This is a genomic window from Amedibacillus sp. YH-ame6 (assembly GCF_053848845.1).
Genome location: NZ_JBSPEZ010000009.1, coordinates 1 through 22,347 on the forward strand (window position 1 = coordinate 1; position 22,347 = coordinate 22,347).

Annotated in this window: 17 protein-coding genes; 16 read left to right on the top strand and 1 reads right to left on the bottom strand. The window is 34.7% G+C overall.

The features are described 5' to 3' along the window. Positions 1–363: 363 nt before the first annotated feature. From ACWG0P_RS07635 to ACWG0P_RS07645, 3 genes are read left to right on the top strand one after another with little or no spacing between them, the layout of a single operon-like run. On the top strand, positions 364–663 hold the full coding sequence (locus ACWG0P_RS07635) for a hypothetical protein (RefSeq protein WP_455801218.1): 300 nt from the start codon (positions 364–366) through the stop codon (positions 661–663). Positions 664–698: 35 nt separating this feature from the next. Next, entirely contained in the window at positions 699–1,223 is a 525-nt protein-coding gene (locus tag ACWG0P_RS07640) for a GNAT family N-acetyltransferase (protein WP_455801219.1), read from the top strand. 18 nt (positions 1,224–1,241) lie between these two features. After that, the gene (locus tag ACWG0P_RS07645) at positions 1,242–2,426 is read left to right on the top strand and encodes an aminotransferase class III-fold pyridoxal phosphate-dependent enzyme (RefSeq protein WP_455801220.1); all 1,185 of its coding nucleotides are present in this window, start codon (positions 1,242–1,244) and stop codon (positions 2,424–2,426) included. Between the two features lie 142 nt (positions 2,427–2,568). Here ACWG0P_RS07645 and ACWG0P_RS07650 read toward each other — a convergent pair whose 3' ends face one another. Beyond that, positions 2,569–3,894 (bottom strand): 6-phospho-beta-glucosidase, encoded by a 1,326-nt coding sequence (locus tag ACWG0P_RS07650; protein ID WP_455801221.1) that lies wholly within the window; start codon positions 3,892–3,894, stop codon positions 2,569–2,571. A gap of 341 nt (positions 3,895–4,235) precedes the next feature. Here ACWG0P_RS07650 and ACWG0P_RS07655 point away from each other — a divergent pair, with 341 nt between their 5' ends. The 13 genes from ACWG0P_RS07655 to ACWG0P_RS07715 all read left to right on the top strand — a co-directional run bounded on the left by ACWG0P_RS07655 (position 4,236) and on the right by ACWG0P_RS07715 (position 22,284). Next, positions 4,236–4,541, top strand: a complete 306-nt coding sequence (locus tag ACWG0P_RS07655) for a PTS sugar transporter subunit IIB (RefSeq protein ID WP_455801222.1) — start codon at positions 4,236–4,238, stop codon at positions 4,539–4,541. Positions 4,542–4,595: 54 nt separating this feature from the next. Continuing rightward, positions 4,596–6,023 carry a PTS sugar transporter subunit IIC gene (locus ACWG0P_RS07660; protein ID WP_455801223.1) on the top strand — a complete coding sequence of 476 codons (1,428 nt, stop codon included), beginning with the start codon at positions 4,596–4,598 and terminating at the stop codon, positions 6,021–6,023. Positions 6,024–6,087: 64 nt separating this feature from the next. Next, the gene (locus ACWG0P_RS07665) at positions 6,088–6,402 is read left to right on the top strand and encodes a PTS lactose/cellobiose transporter subunit IIA (RefSeq protein ID WP_455790453.1); all 315 of its coding nucleotides are present in this window, start codon (positions 6,088–6,090) and stop codon (positions 6,400–6,402) included. 27 nt (positions 6,403–6,429) lie between these two features. Further along, on the top strand, positions 6,430–6,624 hold the full coding sequence (locus ACWG0P_RS07670) for a DUF1420 family protein (protein WP_455790455.1): 195 nt from the start codon (positions 6,430–6,432) through the stop codon (positions 6,622–6,624). Continuing rightward, positions 6,618–7,997 carry a glycoside hydrolase family 1 protein gene (locus ACWG0P_RS07675; protein ID WP_455801224.1) on the top strand — a complete coding sequence of 460 codons (1,380 nt, stop codon included), beginning with the start codon at positions 6,618–6,620 and terminating at the stop codon, positions 7,995–7,997. Before ACWG0P_RS07670 ends, ACWG0P_RS07675 begins: the two co-directional genes overlap by 7 nt. Positions 7,998–8,028: 31 nt before the next feature. Beyond that, positions 8,029–8,526 carry a DUF3284 domain-containing protein gene (locus ACWG0P_RS07680; protein ID WP_455801225.1) on the top strand — a complete coding sequence of 166 codons (498 nt, stop codon included), beginning with the start codon at positions 8,029–8,031 and terminating at the stop codon, positions 8,524–8,526. Between the two features lie 39 nt (positions 8,527–8,565). Continuing rightward, positions 8,566–9,651, top strand: coding sequence for a DUF871 domain-containing protein (locus tag ACWG0P_RS07685; RefSeq protein ID WP_455801226.1), 1,086 nt, complete (start codon positions 8,566–8,568; stop codon positions 9,649–9,651). Between the two features lie 23 nt (positions 9,652–9,674). Then, entirely contained in the window at positions 9,675–10,346 is a 672-nt protein-coding gene (locus tag ACWG0P_RS07690; protein WP_455790461.1) for a GntR family transcriptional regulator, read from the top strand. 109 nt (positions 10,347–10,455) lie between these two features. Further along, complete coding sequence (locus ACWG0P_RS07695) at positions 10,456–11,412, top strand: hypothetical protein (protein ID WP_455790462.1); 957 nt, start codon at positions 10,456–10,458, stop codon at positions 11,410–11,412. A 19-nt stretch (positions 11,413–11,431) separates the two neighbouring features. Next, entirely contained in the window at positions 11,432–12,970 is a 1,539-nt protein-coding gene (gene cls, locus ACWG0P_RS07700) for a cardiolipin synthase (RefSeq protein ID WP_455801227.1), read from the top strand. A 22-nt stretch (positions 12,971–12,992) separates the two neighbouring features. After that, positions 12,993–14,171, top strand: coding sequence for an AfsR/SARP family transcriptional regulator (locus ACWG0P_RS07705; RefSeq protein WP_455801228.1), 1,179 nt, complete (start codon positions 12,993–12,995; stop codon positions 14,169–14,171). A 128-nt stretch (positions 14,172–14,299) separates the two neighbouring features. Further along, positions 14,300–21,232 carry an MBG domain-containing protein gene (locus ACWG0P_RS07710; RefSeq protein WP_455801229.1) on the top strand — a complete coding sequence of 2,311 codons (6,933 nt, stop codon included), beginning with the start codon at positions 14,300–14,302 and terminating at the stop codon, positions 21,230–21,232. Positions 21,233–21,423: 191 nt separating this feature from the next. Beyond that, positions 21,424–22,284, top strand: a complete 861-nt coding sequence (locus ACWG0P_RS07715) for a patatin-like phospholipase family protein (RefSeq protein WP_455790469.1) — start codon at positions 21,424–21,426, stop codon at positions 22,282–22,284. Positions 22,285–22,347: the final 63 nt, after the last annotated feature.

Sequence of the window (22,347 nt, forward strand, 5' to 3'; positions counted from 1 at the left end):
GCATGGGAATGGGCGAACACGCGAAAAGGGTATGCCAGAGTAGCAAGTTCATTCATCATGTGTAGAGCGATTCCTAATAAAGTTCTAGAGAAAAGAGGATTCCTAGCAATGGAAACCCTCTATAAAAACAATTCTATATAAAATATACTGAACCGCCGTATACGGAACCGTACGTACGGTGGTGTGAGAGGACGATAAATAAAATAATTATTTATCTCCTACTCGATTATAGGTGAATTATATAAAAATGGTTTCATCAAAGAAATGAGATACAACATCAAACCCTTGGGTGAAAGCTTGATATCTATATTTTATAACGATATAATGTAGCTATATAAATCAGATTTATAAAGGAGAAAGTATATGGCCAAAACAGCATGGATTTTTTCATACAAAATTAAAAAGAATGTAACAGAAAGTGAGTTTACTGAGAAAACACAAAAGTTACATGATGAAGTGATTTCTAAAGCAAAGGGTTTTATATCTTGGGAACATTATGTACAGGATAATACATGGACAGATTTTGTTCTCTGGGAGAGCGTTGAGGATGCCAATCATGCGACAACCGTAGGACACGGCCATGAAGTAACGAAAGACTTTTATGCTTGTATTCAAATGGCTACTTGTAGAGCTTTGATTTCAAAGTTTGTTAAAAAGTATTAGTACTTTACAAAGTAGCGTTAGATAAAGGAGATTACATGTTTGTTATAAGACAAGCTATACCCAGTGAATTAAACAAAGTTAGAAAGTTTTATCATTCATTGATAGATGAAATGCAAACTTCAAGATATTCACCTGGATGGAAGAAAGACATTTATCCAGATTTTTTGTTATTGAAAAATTCGATTGAAAATAGAGAACTTTATATTGGTGAATTAGATGATGATATTGTATCAGTTATGATCATAAATCAGGAAGCCAATGAAGGCTATCAAACAATTCAATGGACATCAAATATTGAATCAAAGGAAGTATACGTGATTCATGCACTGGGTGTTCATCCTAAGCAATCAGGGAAAGGTTTCGCAAAAGCAATGATCGAAGAAGTGTTATCAATAGGAAAATGTAATGGGATCAAGGCGATTCGCCTTGATGTATTACAGGGAAATATTCCAGCAGAAAAGTTGTATGTCAGCATTGGGTTTAAATACATTGATATGATTGAGATGTATTATGAGGATACTGGATGGACAAATTATAAATTATATGAGTATGTCTTATGAGTAGGAGGCGATAGGGAAATGGATGTTTTATTAAATAGCACTGGCTATAAGATGTATCAAAAGAATATTGCTTATGCGAAAGGATGTTATGTATATGATAATGAAGGTAATAAATACCTTGATTTGGAGGCTGGAGTTTGGATACTACCGTTAGGACATTGTGATGAAGACATAAATAAAGCGATTCATCAACAGGTTGATACGATTGTTCACTGTGGTTATAAATATGGTCATCAAATTGCAGAAAAGTGCGCAGAGGAATTGTTAAATATTACAAATTGGAAGGACGGTAAATGCGTTTTTCTATCATCTGGAAGTGAAGCGGTAGAGTATGGGGTTCAACTTGCGAAAAATATACGTCCAAATAAAAAATGTGTTTGTTTGAAAGAACAATATCTATCTGCTTATGGGAATTGTATGCAAAAACCTAAACAAGAATGGGAATTTATTGAGTGGGATTATCGTGAGAATAAAAGTGTAGAGCAATACTATAAAGAAATATCCCTTCAAGTCGATTTTTCTAAAGTAGGAATATTTGTATTTGAACCAGGCAATAGTTCGGGTTTGGTTAAACTGCCTTCGAAGAACCTTGTGAGTGCACTTGGGATGTTATGTGTAGAAAATGATATTGTTATCGTGGTTGATGAGGTAACTTGTGGAATCGGGCGAACTGGGAAATGGTTTGGCTATATGCACTATGATTTGAAGCCACATGTGGTTGCTGTTGGCAAAGGTGTTGGAAATGGTTATCCAGTAAGTGCAGTTATCATTCATGGAGATACGGTGCTAGAAACTCAAAAAGTGGATTTTCATTATGCACAATCTCATCAAAACGATCCACTTGGGTGTAGAGTGGCCTATGAAGTTCTATCAAAAATCAAACGTGAACGATTGTTGGATAAATCAAATATTATGGCTTTTTATTTTATGAAAAAGTATAAAGAGTTACAACAAGACTATTCAATTATTGCAGAGATTAGGGGAATTGGATTGATGCAATGTATCGAATTGTCTAAGAGCATTTCTTCTCAAACAATGCTGGAAATAGAGAGAAGCTTGTTTGAGCTAGGGTTCATTATTGGAGTAAAGCCTAATGAAAGAGTGATTAGAACGTATTGTCCTTTGATTATAACAATGGATTTAATTGATGATTATATCATTGCTTTGCAAAAGGTTTTCGCATGTATCGCGATGCAATCATGAAGATATCAAGCATAACAAAGAAGTAGGTATAAGAATGAAGGACACCATTAGGTGTCCGTTTTTTTGCATGATATTAATTTCGTAATCTAAAAAAAAGACTGCCTTCCAGCAGTCGTGTTATCAAAAGATAACTGATCCAAGATTATTTCTTGAATTGAGGAAGGTAGTCTTTGTGTGCTTCCAGTAGTTCGTCAATTACAATGTTAGCTAATGCATCACTTGGACAGAGAGGATTCAAGTTTAGGGCAGTTATCGCAAGATTGCGGTCACCACGTATTGCGGCATCTACAACCATACGTTCAAATGATTTCATCATCTGGACATACCCATTAATTTGAACTTTAAGTTCACCAGTAGCCAGCGGCTTAGGGCCGTCCGCTGTGATACGGCATGCAACTTCTACCGCACTGTCATCTGGTAAGTTAGAAATAGCTCCATTGTTTCTTACATCTACATACTGGATGTCTCCGCTGTCATTATAGATGGACTGTATTAGATTGCAGGCAGCATCTGAATACTTGGCACCTCCACGTTGTTCCAACTGTTTTGGTTTCACATCCAAATCTTTATGACTGTAAAGTTCGAAGAGTTCTTCCTCTACTTTACTTACGACTTCACCACGAACCTTACCTTCTTTAAATTGTTCCAACTCTTCATTGAGTTGTTCTTGTGTAAAGAAATAGTAATTGTGATATGGGCAAGGAATCGCGTGTAATCCACGGATGAAGGAAGGTGAATATGGTAAAGATACAAAATTTTTCATAGCGATTGTGTCTTCTTCAGTTACATTGGCATAGCGTTCTACTGCTTCATCAATTACAGATACTCCATCAACAAAGACATCTGTTGCAAATATAAAGTGATTAACTCCCTGTAACTCCAACGTTACGCGGGATTCCTCTACTTGGAAAATATTTGCTAATCCGGCAACCATGTTGACTGGTACATTACATAATCCAATCGCTTTTTTGAAGTTTGTATAACGAAGGACAGCCTCCGTTACCATTCCAGCTGGATTTGTAAAGTTGATCAACCATGCATCAGGACACAACTCCTCCATATCTTTTACAATATCAAGAATGACTGGTATTGTGCGAAATGCTTTAAACATTCCTCCAGCACCATTTGTTTCCTGACCTATCATACCATGGCTCAATGGAATTCTTTCGTCTTCCACACGAGCAGGCAAGCGACCGATACGCATTTGCGTAGTAACAAAGTCAGCATCCTTTAATGCTTCTCTGCGATCATAGCTTAGAATGACTTTCATTGGGACACCAGCTTTGGCTACCATTCGTTGCGCTAAAGCTCCAACGGTTTCCAACTTTTGACGTCCTTCCTCAATATCAACTAACCACAATTCGCGAACAGGTAGTGTATCATAACGTTTTATGAACCCTTCTACCAATTCTGGTGTGTAACTGCTCCCACCACCAATCGTTACGATCTTAACTGCATCTTTCTTCATATAATACCTCCTTCTGCTTGGTCTAATGAAAATATAAAGTGGTCTAGACCTTTCTGGAACAACCATATATTTACATAAATGGTCTATACCAATTCTAGCACACGTTTGAAAGCGTGTCCATAATTTTGATAAAAATAAATATTTTTCGTATGTATAAATAAAAAAGTATCAAAAAAGCCTTTATTTATCTTGCTATATTATATATAGGGAGTTGGATGCTTAGTTTTTAAAACGAAATTATGTGAAAGAAAAAAAATAAAAGAAAACGGTTGCATTTTTAGAAATACATGGTATCATAAGTGTATAAAGTGGTATATACCAACTGGAAAGGAGGAATGAAGATGGTTAAAGTTCTGCTAGTTTGTTCTGCCGGAATGTCTACCAGCTTGATGGTGAACAAAATGAAAGACTCTGCGACAAAAAAAGGTTTAGAAGCCGAAATTTGGGCAGTTGCTGATGCGGAAGCGGCTAATAATATTGGAAAAGCTGATATTCTTATGCTAGGACCACAGGTTCGTTTCTTAGAATCAAAAATGAAGACATTGGCCGGTTCTAAACCTGTTACAGTCATCGACATGCAGGCATATGGACAGATGAATGGGGAAAAAGTTTTAGAGCAGGCGCTTAAGCTTCTAGGAATCGAATAAAGTTCCGAATTTAAATTATTGAAAGAAAAACACGTGAAAGGAAAGAAAAAAATTATGAACGGATTTATGAATTGGATGGAAAAGCACTTTATGCCAATCGCTGCCAAAATTGGTAGTCAGAAGCATTTAGTAGCTATCCGTGATGGATTTATCTCTATCATGCCAGTAACAATGGTAGGTAGTTTCGCAGTATTATTAAACGTATTCTTCCGTGATTTACCAAATACATGGTGGGGTGAAGGAAACAGTTTTACAACAGCAATGACGCAGGTCATTAACGTAAATGGTAACGTATACTTTGGTTCAATCGTTATCTTAGGTTTATGTTTCACATTTGCATTAGGTTATCACTTAGCAAAATCTTACGATGTTAACCCAATCGCAGGTGGTGTTGTAGCATTCGCTTCCGTTGTGGCTTGTATGAGTCAAGGTGTTACAGCTTCATTTAATATGACAAACATTGCACCAGATGTTGCAAAAGCATTAACCGATGCAGGTTTAACTGTAGGTGCGGCAAATGATGCAGGTGTTAGTGCAATTGGTGGCGTTGGAACATGGGGTAACTTAGGAAGTAGCTATACAGGTGCTGCCGGATTATTTACTTGCTTGATTGTTGGACTTTTATCTTCAATGATCTACATCAAACTGATGATTAAAAAAATTACTATCAAATTACCAGACACAGTACCTCCAGCAGTAAGCAACGCGTTTGCAGCAATCATACCAGGGATTATTGCAATCTACGTTTTCGGTATTATTACGCAGCTTTGTGTAGTATCTACTGGATTATATCCAAATGATTTAATCTTGAAATATATTCAACAACCAATGTTGGAAATGTCTCAAGGATTCTTCAGTGTAATCTTAATCGTATTCTTAGTTCAATTATTCTGGTTCTTTGGTCTTCACGGATCAAATGTTATGGCACCAATTATCGAAGGTATCTATACACCAGCATTACTTGACAACTTAGATGTATTCAACAAAACACATTCTACAGAGACTATGAAATATGTTTGGACTCGTGGATCATTTGATGCTTACGCTCAAATGGGTGGTTCAGGGGTTACCTTAGGTCTTATCATCGCAATCTTCTTATTCTCTAAACGTGATGATTCTAAAGCAGTTGCTAAATTAGCTGCACCAATGGGTGTATTCAACATCAATGAGCCTATCATCTTCGGTATGCCAATCGTGTTGAACCCAGTATACATTATTCCTTGGTTATTAGTTCCACCAGTATGTGCTGCCATCGCTTATGGTTTCACAGTTGCTGGAATTATTCCTCCAGTATTCGTACAAGTTCCTTGGGTTATGCCAGTAGGATTCTATGCTTGGATGGGAACAGGTGGAAACATCATGGCTGCATTAGTATCTATCTTATGTTTGGGAGTTTCATTCTTACTATGGACACCATTCGTAATGTTAGCAAACAGAATGCAAGCAAAAGAAGAAGCTGCTGCTGATGCAGTTGCTGAATAAGCAAAAACAATAAGCAGGGAGAGGGTTGTCCTTCTCCCGCTTTTTAAAAAAAGGAGATCAAGATATGGAAGGTATTGAATTAATTTGTTTCCAAATCATTTCAAGTGTTGGAATGGCAAGAGGAAGCTATATCGAAGCTATGGATTTAGCTACAGAAGGCAAATTTGATGAAGCAGAAGCGAAAATCAAAGAAGGTGAAGATTACTTCACAGAAGGTCATGCTGCACATGCAAAATTGATCCAAAAAGAAGCATCTGGTGAGAAAACAGAAATCGTATTATTACTGTTACATGCGGAAGATCAATTGATGAGTGCAGAAACCTTTAAAATTTTAGCAGAAAAATTTATTGCATTAAATAAAAAAATTGAAGCAAAATAAAAGGAATAAAAGAAAGAGGTAAATATTATGGAAAAATGGGGCAATTGGCAAGTTTTTTTAATCGGAATCGGATTCTTATTCATCGTCTTATCTCCAGTGTCATCAAGTAATGTTACACAACAAATGATTATGATTATCGGTGGTTTGGTAATTGTTCTTATTGGAGTTATCATTATGAAAAAGGCTATGAAAAAGGAAAGGAGAAAGAATGGGAAATGGTAACATTCGCTAAGGATTTCTTTTTTGGAAGTGCAACAAGCTCTACGCAGAGTGAAGGTGCACATACACCAGAAGATAAAGGAAAAGACATTTGGGATCTTTGGTATGAAGAAGAACCTTTTAAGTTTCATGATGAGATAGGTCCACAAGACACATCTACATTTTATAAAAATTATAAAGAGGATATCCAATTACTAAAGGAAACAGGACATAATTCTTTTCGTACATCTATTTCTTGGTCACGTATGTTTCCAAAGGGATTTGGTGAGGTTAACCAAAAAGCCGTTACTTTCTATACATCTGTATTTAAAGAACTAAAAGAAAATGGGATTGAACCATTTGTAAATCTGTTCCACTTTGATATGCCTGTAGAAATGCAGACGATTGGAGGATGGGAAAGTCGCGAGGTAGTAGATCATTATCGTGCGTATGCAAAAACATGTTTTACTTTGTTTGGAGATGTCGTAAAACATTGGTTTACATTCAATGAACCAATCGTACACGTAGAGTGTGGATATTTACAGTGCTATCATTATCCTTGTGTTGTAGATCCAAAAGCTGCTGTTCAAGTAGCTTATCATACAGCTTTAGCTAGTGCATTAGCAATCCAAGAATATCATGCATTAAAACAAGGTGGAAAGATTGGAATCGTGTTGAATTTAACACCAGCATATCCTAGAAGTTCACATCCAGCAGATGTGAAAGCAGCCACAATCGCAGAGCTTTTTGCGAATAAGAGCTTTCTAGATCCATCTGTAAAAGGAAAATATGATCCAATGCTGATTGATATCATTAAAAAACATGATATAATGCCTACATACACGAAAGAAGATATGGATATTATCGCAAATAATACTGTAGATTTCTTAGGAGTAAACTATTACCAGCCAGTACGCGTCTGTGCAAAAGCAGATATGCCAAATCCAGATGCACCATTTATGCCAACCTATTACTTTGATCCTTATGTAATGCCAGGAAGAAAAATGAATCCATATCGTGGATGGGAAATCTATCCTAGAGGGATTTATGACATCGCAATCAACATCAAAGAAAACTATGGAAACATCGAATGGATGATTACTGAAAATGGTATGGGTGTAGAGAATGAAGACCGTTTTAAAGTAAATGGGCAAATTCAAGATGATTATCGTATAGAATTTTATAAAGACCATTTAAGATGGTTAGCAAAAGGAATTGAAGAAGGAAGTAACTGCATCGGCTATCACGTGTGGACGTTTATCGACTGCTGGAGTTGGTTGAATGCATATAAGAATCGTTATGGTTTTGTGGAGTTAGATTTAAAGACACAAAAACGTACGATCAAAAAATCAGGTTACTGGTTTAAAGAAGTAGTAGAGAATCACGGTTTTGAATAAATAAACGCTTGAGAAAAAGGAGAGATTAACAATGGTAGTAGTTCAAGAAAAACTATATGTGAGTGCAGAGGACTTTTTTAACTGTGTTGCAGAATCTGTTGCATACGATATAGCAGACATCACTGGGAAAAGAACACGTGTAAGTCAAATTCATAAAGGTTTTACTTATACAAAGGTTATGAAAAATAAAGTGAAACGTAAAGGTGATGTAAAAGTAACCATTACAGAATGGAATCCACCTCATGATTATAGTGCGATATTTGATTCTGTTACTGGACAAAACACGTTATCTTATAAAGTTGAAGATTTAGAAGATGGCTACATTGGAGTTACTTATAAAGAAGATTTTATGGGTACTACAAAGAGTAAAGACTTGAACTTCAAACTTGTCAATCTATTCTATAAGAAAAAAGCGACAAAAAGAGCAGTAAAACTTCTTCGTGCAATTGAAAAATATGTACAAGAAGAAAAAAGTAGAAAAGAAATTGAGAAAGAACAAGAACAAACAACTGCAATCGAAAATGACTAAGATTTATGCGTAAAGCATGAAACTCAAAGGAGGCTAATCATGGCTAGATTAGGAATTTCACTTTATCCAGAGCATTCGACTTTGGAAAAAGACAAGGCTTATGTAACACAAGCAGCGAACTATGGATTTAAACGTATCTTTACTTGCTTGTTAAGCGTTGAAAAAGAACGAGAAGAAATCTTAGCAGAATTTCGTGAATTGATTGATCATGCACATTCCTATGGAATGGAAGTGATATTGGATGTTGCCCCATTTGTCTTTGATAAATTGAGAATATCTTATGATGATCTTTCATTTTTTGAAGAAATGCATGCGGATGGAATTCGTTTAGATGAAGGTTTTGACAGTCTTAAAGAAGCAATGATGACATACAATCCTCAAAACCTTAAAATAGAAATCAACGCAAGTTTAGGAACAAAATACTTAGATAACATTATGAGTCATTATCCAAAACTGGATAACATTATCACATGTCATAATTTCTATCCACAACGTTATAGTGGAATTAGTTATGAACATTTTGAGAAATGCAGTCAGGATATCAAGAATTTGAATATTAAAGTAGCAGCATTTATTTCTTCGCAAGAATCTGGGACATTTGGTCCTTGGGCGGTGAATGAAGGCTTGTGTACTTTGGAAATACACCGCGATTTACCAATTGATGTAGCTGCAAGACATTTATTTGCGACTCGTCTAGTAGATGATGTAATCATTGCGAACTGTTATGCAAGTGAAGAAGAATTAGCGACACTTTCTAAAATAGATCCAGGAAAGCTGACCTTCAAAATCGATTATGAAGCAGAATTACATTCTACAGAAGAAAAGATATTATTTGAACACCCTCACTTTGTCAGGGGAGACATGAGTGAGTATATGGCAAGAAGCACGATGCCTCGTGTGACCTATGTCAATGAAAGTGTTCCACCAAAAAATACACGTGATCTTAAAAGAGGGGATGTGGTAATCGTTAACGACAATTACCTACGTTATAAGGGTGAAGTGCACATTGTATTGAAAGATATGCCGAATGATGGAAGAAAGAATGTTATTGGGCATATTCCAGAAAATGAAACCATGTTGTTGGATTATATCAAACCATGGAAAACATTTGGTTTCATGCGCTAAACATTCTATTTAAGAGGAGGTGAATGATTTTGGCTGTCCCTAGATACTTAGAAATCAAACAACAGATCAATGAAGAAATTCAAGGGAAACCAGTGAATTCACCAATCGCCTCTGAACGCGATCTTGCGGTAAAATACGATGCGAGTCGTATGACTGTAAGAAATGCAGTTAACGAATTAGTTGAGGAAGGCGTCCTTTATCGTGACAAAAATAAAGGAACGTTCGTCGCAGATCAAAAACTTATCAAGAAAAATACCGCAACTGAAATACTTCAAAATAATGAATCTACGGACTACAATATTATTTATTTCAGCTTAAAGAATGCGGAAGATGCTGCGCCCTATTTGGATATCAGTTCTGATGAACAAATCTTGCGTATCGTTCGATTGAATAAAGTGGAAGGTCGTCCTCTGAGTGTTGAAGAAGTCTACTTCATTAGAAGTTTATATCGTGATGAGGATGTAAACGATCTTCGTAGTCTTCTAGATATTGATGCTTTAATTGAACAAGGTACGGTTACACAGCGATTTCACGCAGTGATTGTACCAGCACAGTACGCAAATCTATTGCATTTAAAGATTACTGTACCAGTCATTATGATTGAAAGCATCATACGTAGTAAGAATGGGAAACCATTGGTATTTATTAGAGCTTACAATAACCCTTTCGAGAAAACGATAGAAATAACTACTTAGTGCTTGAATACAAGCACTTTTTTAAAAAATATGAGGAGCAACGCGAATACATCTATCATCCACAGAGAAAATCTTGTATAATATGAATATTACGCAGGAGGTAAAAGTAATGGAAAAAACATTATTAGAAAAATATACAACCACATTTGGATGTCGTTTTACACGCTCTCAAAAGAAGAAATTTTTGAGTGCATTGCATGAAGATATGTCCGCATTAGGCTATTCATCAGAGATGATTCTTGGGAAGAAATTAGTTTCTAGATCAAATTCTTATTTATTTGGAAACTTGAAACAAGCGAAGACACTCATCGTGGTTCCTTATGATACACCAGAAAAAAAGTTTTGGAATAAGGTTCTTTATTTCCCGATGGATGGAACGAAAACGGCAAGTAAGACAATGATGGCTACGTATGTTCCTTTATTGATTGTATTTGCTTTTGTATTTGTTGGAGTATATCTAGTTCAACCAAGACTAACATCCAACATCGCGAACTTTTCATTATCACTCGTTATGTTTATATTAACATTTACTTTGGTATATATGATGTTGCATGGTTTTCGAAACAAAAACAACTTTAATAGAAACTCCGCAAGTATTGCGGCAGTTGTAGAAATTGCCAGAAAATTGGATAAAGATGAACGAAGAAAGGTTGCCTTTTTGTTCACAGATAAGAATAAGTTGCATTTTCTAGGGGCGGATTCTAGTATGAAGTATTTCACTGAAAATGGAAAAAATCCAAATCTTATTTGTTTTGATTGTATTGCTAATGGTTCACAAACACGCATCGGATACAATCCACAAAATCGTAAACTAGCTGCTGATATCGTGAAGCATTTTCCACAAAAGAAACATACTGTAGAAACTGTTAAATTAAGCGAAGATATGCGTATGCAATCTGCGATGTCTTTCTTTAAAAAAGCTGTTTTAATCTCTTCAGGTGAAGTTGATAAAGATGGAAATCTATATGTTTTAGGTACTGGAACGGGGAAAGATACAGTGATTGACGAGAAAAAGCTTGATGAAATTACAGAAATGATGGTACGTTATTTACATAATGAAAAATAATGGATAGGAGGAAAGAAACATGATTCGTAAGATATTTTCACTTTTACATAATAAAATTGTGATTATAGGCGTGCTGATTTTAATTCAGCTCGTTGTATTTCTTGAAATTGTGTTTCAGTTAAGCGAGTACTTCGTCTGGATATATTTCATATTAATAGCATTAAGTTTTTGTATGAGCGTATATATTATCAATAAAAATGATAATCCTACCTATAAGATAGCATGGGTATTGTTGATTATGGGATTACCTGTTTTTGGTGGATTGATTTATCTGCTGTTTGGTGGTCAAAAAGTACCAAAAGAACTACGGAAAAGAGATACAGAAGCAATCAGTATTTATCAAGAGATTGCTTGGCAGAATGCAGAAATCATGGCAGAATTGGAAAAAGAAAACCCAATTGCGCATAAACAAGCTAACTACTTATGGAAGAATGCCATCTTTCCTATTTATAATCATACAGAGACGACGTTCTTTCCTTTAGGTGAAGATAAATTTGACGCAATGATTGAAGAATTGAAAAAAGCTGAGAAGTTTATTTTTATGGAATATTTTATTATAGCTCCAGGGTATATGTGGGATACAATTTTGGATGTTTTAGTAGAAAAGGTGAAACAAGGAGTAGAAGTACGTGTTATGTATGATGACTTTGGTTGTATTACCTATCTTCCTACGGACTATTACAAAATATTGTTAAATTTGGGCATCAAAGCAAAAGTATTTAATCCTATTAAGCCCCGTTTAGCAATTCAGATGAACAATCGAGACCATCGTAAAATCTTGGTGGTAGATGGTAAAGTGGCGATGACAGGAGGAGTTAATCTTGCGGATGAATACATCAATCGTAAGAAACGCTTTGGTCATTGGAAAGATTGTAGTGTAATGATCAAAGGTGAGGCAGTTTGGAACTTTACCTTGATGTTTCTACAATTTTGGAACTACGATGAAAAAGAAAAAGATGATGTCTATACCTATAAAGCGGATGTAAAAGAGTTCGTGGATATTCAAAATGATGGATATGTACAACCTTATAGTGATAGTCCAACAGATGAAGAAAATGTTGGAGAGTACACACACATCAATATGATCAATGGAGCTTCCAAGTATGTGTATGCAAGTACCCCTTACTTGGTCATTGATAATGAAATGAAGACAGCTTTATTATTAGCGGCAAAAAATGGAATCGATGTACGAATTCTCGTGCCTCATATTCCAGATAAGTGGTACGTGTTTGAATTAACACGTTCCAATTATAAAGATTTGATCGAAGGTGGAGTTCGTATTTATGAATATACACCAGGATTTGTACATAGCAAAACCTTTGTGGTGGACGATGAAATGGCAATTGTGGGAACTGTCAATATGGATTATCGTTCGTATTATTTACACTATGAATGTGGTGTTTGGTTTTACAAGAGCAAAGTGGTTATGGATGTGAAAAAGGATTATATGGAAACGCTGGAAAAAAGTCATTTGGTGACAATGGAAGAGTGTTGCAATGTTTCACTACGAGTGAAAATAATGCGTGCTGTCCTAAATTTATTCTCGCCAATGATGTAAGAACCTCGAAGGGGGATTCCATATGGGACTTAAACATGAAATGTATATTACGCTGTTTCAAGATTTTTCGATTACCTACCAAGATGAAACTATTCATTTAAATGATTATCTATCGAAACATACTTCAAACTTGTTAGAGGTACTCATTCTACATCATGGGAAAAGCGTTTCAAAAGAAAAACTCATAGATATCCTATGGGACAATAACGATAACCCTGATAGTGCATTGAAGTTTCATATATGTAGGTTGAGAAAGATTTTAAAGAACATTCCATTATTTAGCACATTAGATTTGATAAAGACGGATAAGAATGGATATTGTTTTCATCCAAATATGTTATGGGATAGTGATTGTCATCAATTTGAAGAATTACATCATACCCTCGCAATGAAACAACAATATCAAGCATGTGATTATCAAAACATTAGAGAATTGTTCTTATTATATAAAGGAAAGTTATATTATAGTGGTAGTATTGTGTGGTTTTTACAAAAAGAAGAACAATATCGTTGTAGTTTCTTACGCTACATTGCGCCTGTTTGTGAATATTGTTTAAAGGATTCTCGCTATGATGATGTGAAAGCTTTAACATCAAAGGCGATGTCGTTAGAACCTAGCAATGAAGATATATATTACTACCAAATTCTTGCGTATGTGAAAGAGGGAAATCTTGCACAAGCAAATGAATATTACCACAAAGCTACAAATCTATTAGTATATGTATATGAATTAGAGCTTTCAAAACGAATGAGAGACCTTCATAAAGAGATTATCGATTGTAATGAACAAAAGATAGAACCAGAACAAATCATGATGTACTATCAACAACGTACATTTGAGAATGGAGCTTTCTATTGTACAACAACAATTTTTGACTCAATCTTTGAACAACGGTTAAGAGATGCCAAACGAATGCATACACAGTACTATTTGTATGTGTTTGAAATCGATACAAAAGATTCCTCATATACCGATGAGTATATGCAAAAATTAAAAACAACAATGATCAAAACACTAAGAAGTGGGGATGTATTCACAAAAGTGAATCGGTCTCAATATATCGCTTTACTCGTTTGTCCAACAAAAGAAATTGCGTTTGATATAGCCCAGAGGGTATGCAATGCATTTCGTACAAAGGTAAAGAAAAACGATGTTCGTATACATTATCATTTACAACAAGTGAACACAAAAAATGTCTAGTCTTCAAGATAGATATTTTTTATTTTATTTTGACAAAAACTAACCATTTTCTAATTTTCTAACCGTATAATGTAATATGGACGTGGTATAGACCATGTAAGAATTAATAGAAAGTGGAGGGAGAATATATGAAAAAGAAATTTTTACAATTTCTAATTATCTTAGCGATGAGTGTACAACTATTACCAGATGCCTTTGTACGTATAATCGCAGAAGATACGAGCATTATTCATAACGAATATGTAACTGTGCAAACAGAAAATGCACCTGATGCAACTTTGAATGATACAACACAATTACCAGAAGGTGTTGCAATATTGCATATGAATATTCAGTTAGAGAATCAAATGAAGGAAGAGAAGTATCTTGTTTTTCAAGGGAATAAACAACCAGGGAAATTGAGTGTAAGTGCACTTGATGGTTATAAAATAGAATCTATAACAATAGATGATAAAGTTTATGAAAATGAATCTATTCTTTTTGACTATGAAGCAGGAATGTTAGATAAGAAGGTAACCATTCATGTTGTTAAAATAGAAAATGAAACATCTGATATAAAACAACCAACTTTAGATGACGCTAAAAAAGAAAGTATAAGTAAGAAAAACGATACAAAGAGTATGTCATACCCTTATACTCCAGATGGAGCTAATTATCAAATCGTAAGTGGTAATGGTACGTCTACAGATCCATATTTTATTGATATAACAGTTGCGGATATCTATTTACCAGGAGATGCAGCAATTACAGATACTTTGAATAATAATAATAGCGATCAAGACGATCGTTTTCGCTATACCTTTGATGAGAAGTATGATTATATTTATGAAGCTATGTTAAACATGGGAGGAGATGGATATACTCTATTACGTACGTATGGAATAAACGGTTTTGAAAATGGAAAAGTATATAAAGTAATAGACCCAATGGCAGGAAGCTCTCTTGTATATGTAGACAAAGGAGCACTTGCATCAGCTATTGTAACGTATGATAGTGTGAACACACATAAAAAAGATGGATTAAAAAATAAATGGCAACTACATTATGCTCACTATACGGATGCTATGAAAGTTAATATTCATTATGTATTAGATGGAAAAGAGCATGATGAAATGACACGTGCCATGAAAATTAAAAGTGGCAACAATACAGTTAATGATTTAAACTTGTTAAATGAAATTAAATTGAACGGGACCTCCTATAGTTATGATAAAACCAGCTTTTCAATAAATGGAGAGGGTATCAAAGAGTTTAATGTTACTAACAATAAGCTAGATTTATATATTCATTACTCTCAAAGAATAAATGTAGTTTTTAATCCTAATGGAGGCTATTTCAAAGATAATCAATCCTCTCAAGAGAGGTCTTTTGAAATAGGTAAGGGTGGTAAGGTGTTGGATACAATACCGGATGCTACAAAGAAATATGGATTGCTCAATTATAAATTTTTAGGATGGTATACTGATAAAAATGTGAAATATGAAGAAGGTATGACGTTTCTTGCCAATACAGTGTTCTATGCAAAATATGTTGAGCCTTTTAAATTAACTCTTACTGTTAAAAATGGAGATGCCGTTTATGATGGGAAATCTCATGGATTAGGGGAAAAAGTATCCGAAAATGCGAGTGGATTTGAATATTCAAGTGATGGTGGTGAGACATGGACTAAAAAAGCTCCATCTTATAGTCAAGTTTTATATAATGATGAAAATAAAGTAACTTCATATCCTGTAAAAGTTAGAGCTTATTTTGATTACTTTTTAGGAAAGGATTATTCAAATATTGTAGATGCAAATATCACGATTTCTCCTCGTCCTCTTGAAATTAAAGCAGCTTCTGAGGAATTTACCTATAATGGAGAACCACAGAAAAATAGTAACTATTCTTATACTTTATTTGATGAAAAGGAGCAAACTGGTTTATTAGAAAACCAAATAATAGAATCTGTAAAAGTAAAGGGTGTTGTTACAAATGTTGGAGAAAAGGTAGACAATGTAGCAAGTGATGCTATTATAAAAACAAAAGAAGGCTCCCTAGATACAACCAAAAATTATGATATTACGTATGTAAATGGAATATTAAGTGTAAAACCTGCATCATACGATAAGAACACAGTAACAGTGAAACCATCGACAGAAGTATATGATGGAGAAAAGCATACCGTAGGAGAAGTAGAAACATCAGTTAAAGATGCGGAAGTATACTATTCTGTTGATGGTAAAGAGTGGTCAAAAGAAAAACCAACCTTTACTGAAAAAGGAGATTATACTGTATATGTTCAAGCTAGAGATAAGAACTATCATGATTCAAAGGTATTTGAAGCTAAGGTATCAATCACAGCCCGCCCAATCACTATTACAGCAGATAGTGAAGAACGTGATTATAATGGCATAGCATTGACATCAAACAAATACACCGTATCCAAAGATGGCTTAGTAAAAGGACAAGAAATTGGATCTGTAGAAGTGGTTGGTTCTATTACAAATGTAGGAACAGCTGAAAACACTGCTAAAAATGCACGTATTGTATTTGGAAAAGATGATACAACAGATAACTATAAGATTAAATATGTAAATGGGATTCTAAAAATCACTCCAGCAGAAGCAAGTAAAAATGCAGTAACTGTAGTTGCAGGTACAGCAACTTATGATGGAGAGAAGCATGGCTTAAAAAAGGTTTCTTCACTTATAGAAAAAGGAACTACATTCTATTATGCAACAAAAGCGGATGCTAAGCCAGAAGAGTGGACTACAAATGCACCACAATATGTAAATGCAGGAACTTATCCTGTATTCGTAAAGGCAGTAAATCCAAATTATAAGACAACAGAGCCTGTGGAAAGTAGTATTGTCATTAACAAAAAAGAAATACAAATTAAACCTAAATCAGCAACTAAAGTATATGGAGAAGAAGATCCAAAATTAGAGGCAAGTGTAGAAGGATTAGTTAAAGAAGACAAAGCAACCTATACTATCGTAAGAGATACGGGCGAAGATGTAAAAGAGTATACAATTGAAATTCAAAATGCAAAAGCAAGTGCAAACTATACGATTAAAACGGATACAGCAATTTTCAAAATCACTCCAGCAGAAGCAAGTAAAAATGCAGTAACTGTAGTCGCAGGTACAGCAACTTATGATGGAGAGAAGCATGGCTTAAAAAAGGTTTCTTCACTTATAGAAAAAGGAACTATATTCTATTACGCAACAAAAGCGGATGCTGAGCCAGAAGAGTGGACTACAAATGCACCACAATATGTAAATGCAGGAACTTATCCTGTATTCGTAAAGGCAGTAAATCCAAACTATAAGACAGCAGATCCAGTAGAAAGTAGTATTGTCATCAATAAAAAAGAAATACAAATTAAACCTAAATCAGCAACTAAAGTATATGGAGAAGAAGATCCAAAATTAGAGGCAAGTGTAGAAGGATTAGTTAAAGAAGACAAAGCAACCTATTCTATCGTAAGAGATACGGGAGAAGATGTAAAAGAGTATACAATTGAAATTCAAAATGCAAAAGCAAGTGCAAACTATACGATTAAAACGGATACAGCAATTTTCAAAATCACTCCAGCAGAAGCAAGCAAAAATGCAGTAACTGTAGTCGCAGGTACAGCAACTTATGATGGAGAGAAGCATGGCTTAAAAAAGGTTTCTTCACTTATAGAAAAAGGAACTACATTCTATTACGCAACAAAAGCGGATGTTAAGCCAGAAGAGTGGACTACAAATGCACCACAATATGTAAATGCAGGAACTTATCCTGTATTCGTAAAGGCAGTAAATCCAAATTATAAGACAGCAGACCCAGTAGAAAGTAGCATTGTCATTGATAAAAAAGTTGTGACTATTCAGCCTATAGAAACATCTAAGATATTTGGTGAAAAAGACAAAGAATTGATAGCTCAAGTAACTGGTATGGTGCAAGGCGATACTATTGCATATGAAGTGAAAAGAGATGCAGGTGAAAATGCTGGTAAGTATACAATTCATATCAAAAATGTAGCAATCAGCGATAACTATACTGTGGACACAAAAACATCGACATTCACTATTCACAAAGCAAGTGCAGATGGAAATCGAATCTTCGTTAAAAATGTAAATAAGGTATACGATGGAGAGAAACTTAAAGCACAAGAAGCAAAAGCATTAGAAGGAAGCAAAATTGAATACAGCATTGATGAAGGAACAACTTGGAAGGAAGCCATTCCAACACGCACAAATGCAGGAAAAACAATCGTTCAAGTTCGTGCAACACATCCAAACTTTAAGGAATCCATAGCAACTGAAGAAATTGTTATTACAAAATGCATCGCAACAATTCAAGCAAATCCAGCTCAAAAAGTATATAAAGAAAGTGAACCAACACTTAGCGCAAAACTAAAAAATGTGGTAAGTGGAGAAGAAGCACAATTTGAATATACAGTAGAAAGAAAAACTGGAGAAAATGTAGGAACTTATGATATCACAGTAACAAATGTGAAGGAATTAGGGAACTATGAAATTAAAACAGAAGGTGCTAAATTTACAATCAACAAAGCATCAAATGATACAAACAAAGTTTCAGTAGAAGATACAAAAGCTACGTATGATGGAGAAGATCATACTGTAGGCAAAGTAGAAACCACAGTTGATGGCGCAAAAGTATATTACTCATTAAATGGTAAAAAATGGTCACAAGAGAAACCACAATTTATCGAAGCAGGAGAATATACAGTTTATGTACAAGCGAAAGATGATAATTATGAGGATTCTGCAGTAATCAAATCAAAAGTAAATATCGCAAAACGTGATATGACTATTACTGCATCAAGTTCTAAACGTGCATACAACAAAGAAGCGTTAACTAGTAAAGAATACGGTGTATCCAAAGATGGTTTAGTAAAAGGTCAAGAAATTGGATCGATTGAAGTAGTTGGTTCTATTACAAATGTAGGAACAGCGAAAAATGTTGTTAAGGATGCACGCATTGTATTTGGAAAAGAAGATACAACAAATAACTATAAAATCCATTATGTAGAAGGATTATTAGAAGTTGTAAAAGCATCAAATGATACAAACAAAGTATCAGTAGAAGATACAAAAGCTACGTATGATGGAGAAAATCATACTGTAGGCAAAGTAGAAACTACAGTTGATGGCGCAAAAGTATATTACTCATTAGATGGTAAAGAATGGTCACAAGAGAAACCACAATTTATCGAAGCAGGAGAATATACAGTTTATGTACAAGCGAAAGATGATAATTATGAGGATTCTACAGTAATCAAATCAAAAGTAACTATCGCAAAACGTGATGTGACTATTACTGCATCAAGTTCTAAACGTGCATACAACAAAGAAGCGTTAACTAGTAAAGAATACGGTGTATCCAAAGATGGTTTAGTAAAAGGTCAAGAAATTGGATCGATTGAAGTAGTTGGTTCTATTACAAATGTAGGAACAGCGAAAAATGTCGTTAAGGATGCACGCATTGTATTTGGAAAAGAAGATACAACAAATAACTATAAAATCCATTATGTAGAAGGATTATTAGAAGTTGTAAAAGCATCAAATGATACAAACAAAGTATCAGTAGAAGATACAAAAGCTACGTATGATGGAGAAAATCATACTGTAGGAAAAGTAGAAACTACAGTTGATGGCGCAAAAGTATATTACTCATTAGATGGTAAAGAATGGTTACAAGAGAAGCCACAATTTATCGAAGCAGGAGAATATACAGTTTATGTACAAGCGAAAGATGATAATTATGAGGATTCTGCAGTAATCAAATCAAAAGTAAATATCGCAAAACGTGATGTGACTATTACTGCATCAAGTTCTAAACGTGCATACAACAAAGAAGCGTTAACTAGTAAAGAATACAGTGTATCCAAAGATGGTTTAGTAAAAGGTCAAGAAATTGAATCTATAGAAGTAGTTGGTTCTATTACAAATGTAGGAACAGCGAAAAATGTCGTTAAGGATGCACGCATTGTATTTGGAAAAGAAGATACAACGAAAAACTATGAAATCCATTATGTTGAAGGATTATTAGAAGTTGTAAAAGCATCAAATGATTCAAACAAAGTATCAGTAGAAGATACAAAAGCTACGTATGATGGAGAAGATCATACCGTAGGAAAAGTAGAAACTACAGTGGAAAACAGTGAAGTTCTATATTCAAAAGATGGTAAAGAATGGTCTAAAAATATTCCATCCTTTACTGAGGCGGGGACTTATGAAATATATTTAAAAGCAGTAAATGAAAATTTTCAAGATTCAGAAGTATTTACAGGACATGTAGTAATTGCAAAACGAGCTATTACAGTCACTGCCCAAAGTGCCTCTAAGGTATTTGATAATGTAGCACTTGTTCAACCTGGTTATACTCTTTCTGAAAATGCTTTAGTAAAAGAGCAAACGATGGAAGTTGAAATAACGGGTTCACAACAAGCGGTTGGTACAAGTGAAAACAAAGTTAGCAAAATTACAGTTTTTGCGGGTGCGAGTGATAAAACAAGCAACTATGAAATTCAAACCATATCAGGAATATTGCGTGTAACTGCGACTATTACACCAGTTACTCCAATTCCTCAATTACCGCTGACTCCACCATTTATTCCAGGCGTTGTTGTGGTGAATCCTGAGGTACAAGTACCAAATAATACGACTCCAAAAACCGATGGGAAGGAAGTTGTGAAGAAAAAAGAAACTCCAAAAGCTGCGGATAAGGGAACATGGGCATTATTAAATCTATTATTAGCAGGGGGAACATTAGTTCTAGCAATATTCCTTTTAGTATCAAAACGAAAGAAAGAAGACGAGGAAGAGGAAGAAGGAAAAGATCATATTATTTACACACGTAAAACATGGTTGAAACTTACTTCTAGCGTCATCGCAATACTTTCTGTAATTGTATTCTGTGTTACAGAAGACATCACGCTAAAAATGGTGTTTGTGGATACATGGACATTATGGATGGTAGTATTCTTCATTGTTCAAGTAGGTACTTTCTACTTCGGAAGAAAGTGGAAAGAAGAGGCTGCTAAACAGGAAGACTATATAGTAGAATAACGTAAAGAACAGCGAAAGCTGTTCTTTTTCGATACATAGGTGTAGTTAAAAATAAAGGATGAATTATAAGATAATGAGAAGATGGATTTTTGATGAAAAAAGGATGAAACGTAGAGATTTATGTTTCTTTTGATTATTCTTTACGATTGAAGTAAGAAATAGTATAATATTAACATTGAGGTGCTTAGATTATGAGTGATAAAATAGGATTAATATGTGAAGGTGGAGGGACTAAAGCTGCATATACTTGTGGTGTTCTTCAATGCTTCCTTGATGAGAATATAACATTTCCGTATACGACTGGTATTAGTGCTGGTGCGGAGGTATTGTTACCATTTGTTTCTGGACAAAGAGAAAGACTTAGAATTACAGGGGTAGACTCTGCAAGTGATCCTAAGGCGATAGGATTATATCCATTGTTTACCGAACGTGGCGTGTTTGGAATTCATCATGTATGTAAATACATAGAAAAACATGCACCACTTGATTACAAGGCATTTATGGAGAATCCAACGCAACTAGATATTGGTGTTTATAACATGAAAACCAATGCTATTGAATATTTTCCAAAGGAAAGTTTTGACCCTGAAGAACAGCGCTTGATGCGTGCTTCATGTTCTTTGTTTTTATTAACAAGACCTGTGGAGTTTCAAGGGCAAAAATATATGGATGCCGGATTGATCGATATGATTCCAATCGAACAAAGCATACGCCAAGGTATGGAGAAGCATGTATTCATTTCTACAAAGGAAGAGAATTATGTGCGTAAACCTGCCGCAAGTTGGCAAATTAAATTAGCACGTTTGATGTATCCTGGAAATAAAGAGGTGCGAGATAATTTGCGTATTCGTCATTTGAATTATGAAAAACAATGGGGGATTATACAGAAACTTGAAAAAGAAGGTAAAGCTTTGGTGTTAAGACCAAGTGCAGATTATGGCGTAACACGCTATACACAAGATAAGGAATTATTACAACGATGGTTTGACTTGGGGTATGAAGATACAAAGAAACGTATTCCAATGATTAAAGAATTCATGAAGAGTGAATAGAAGAAAGAATACATGAAGGTTGTTCATGTAGGATATAGTAGAATAAAAATGGCTTTCTCCCGC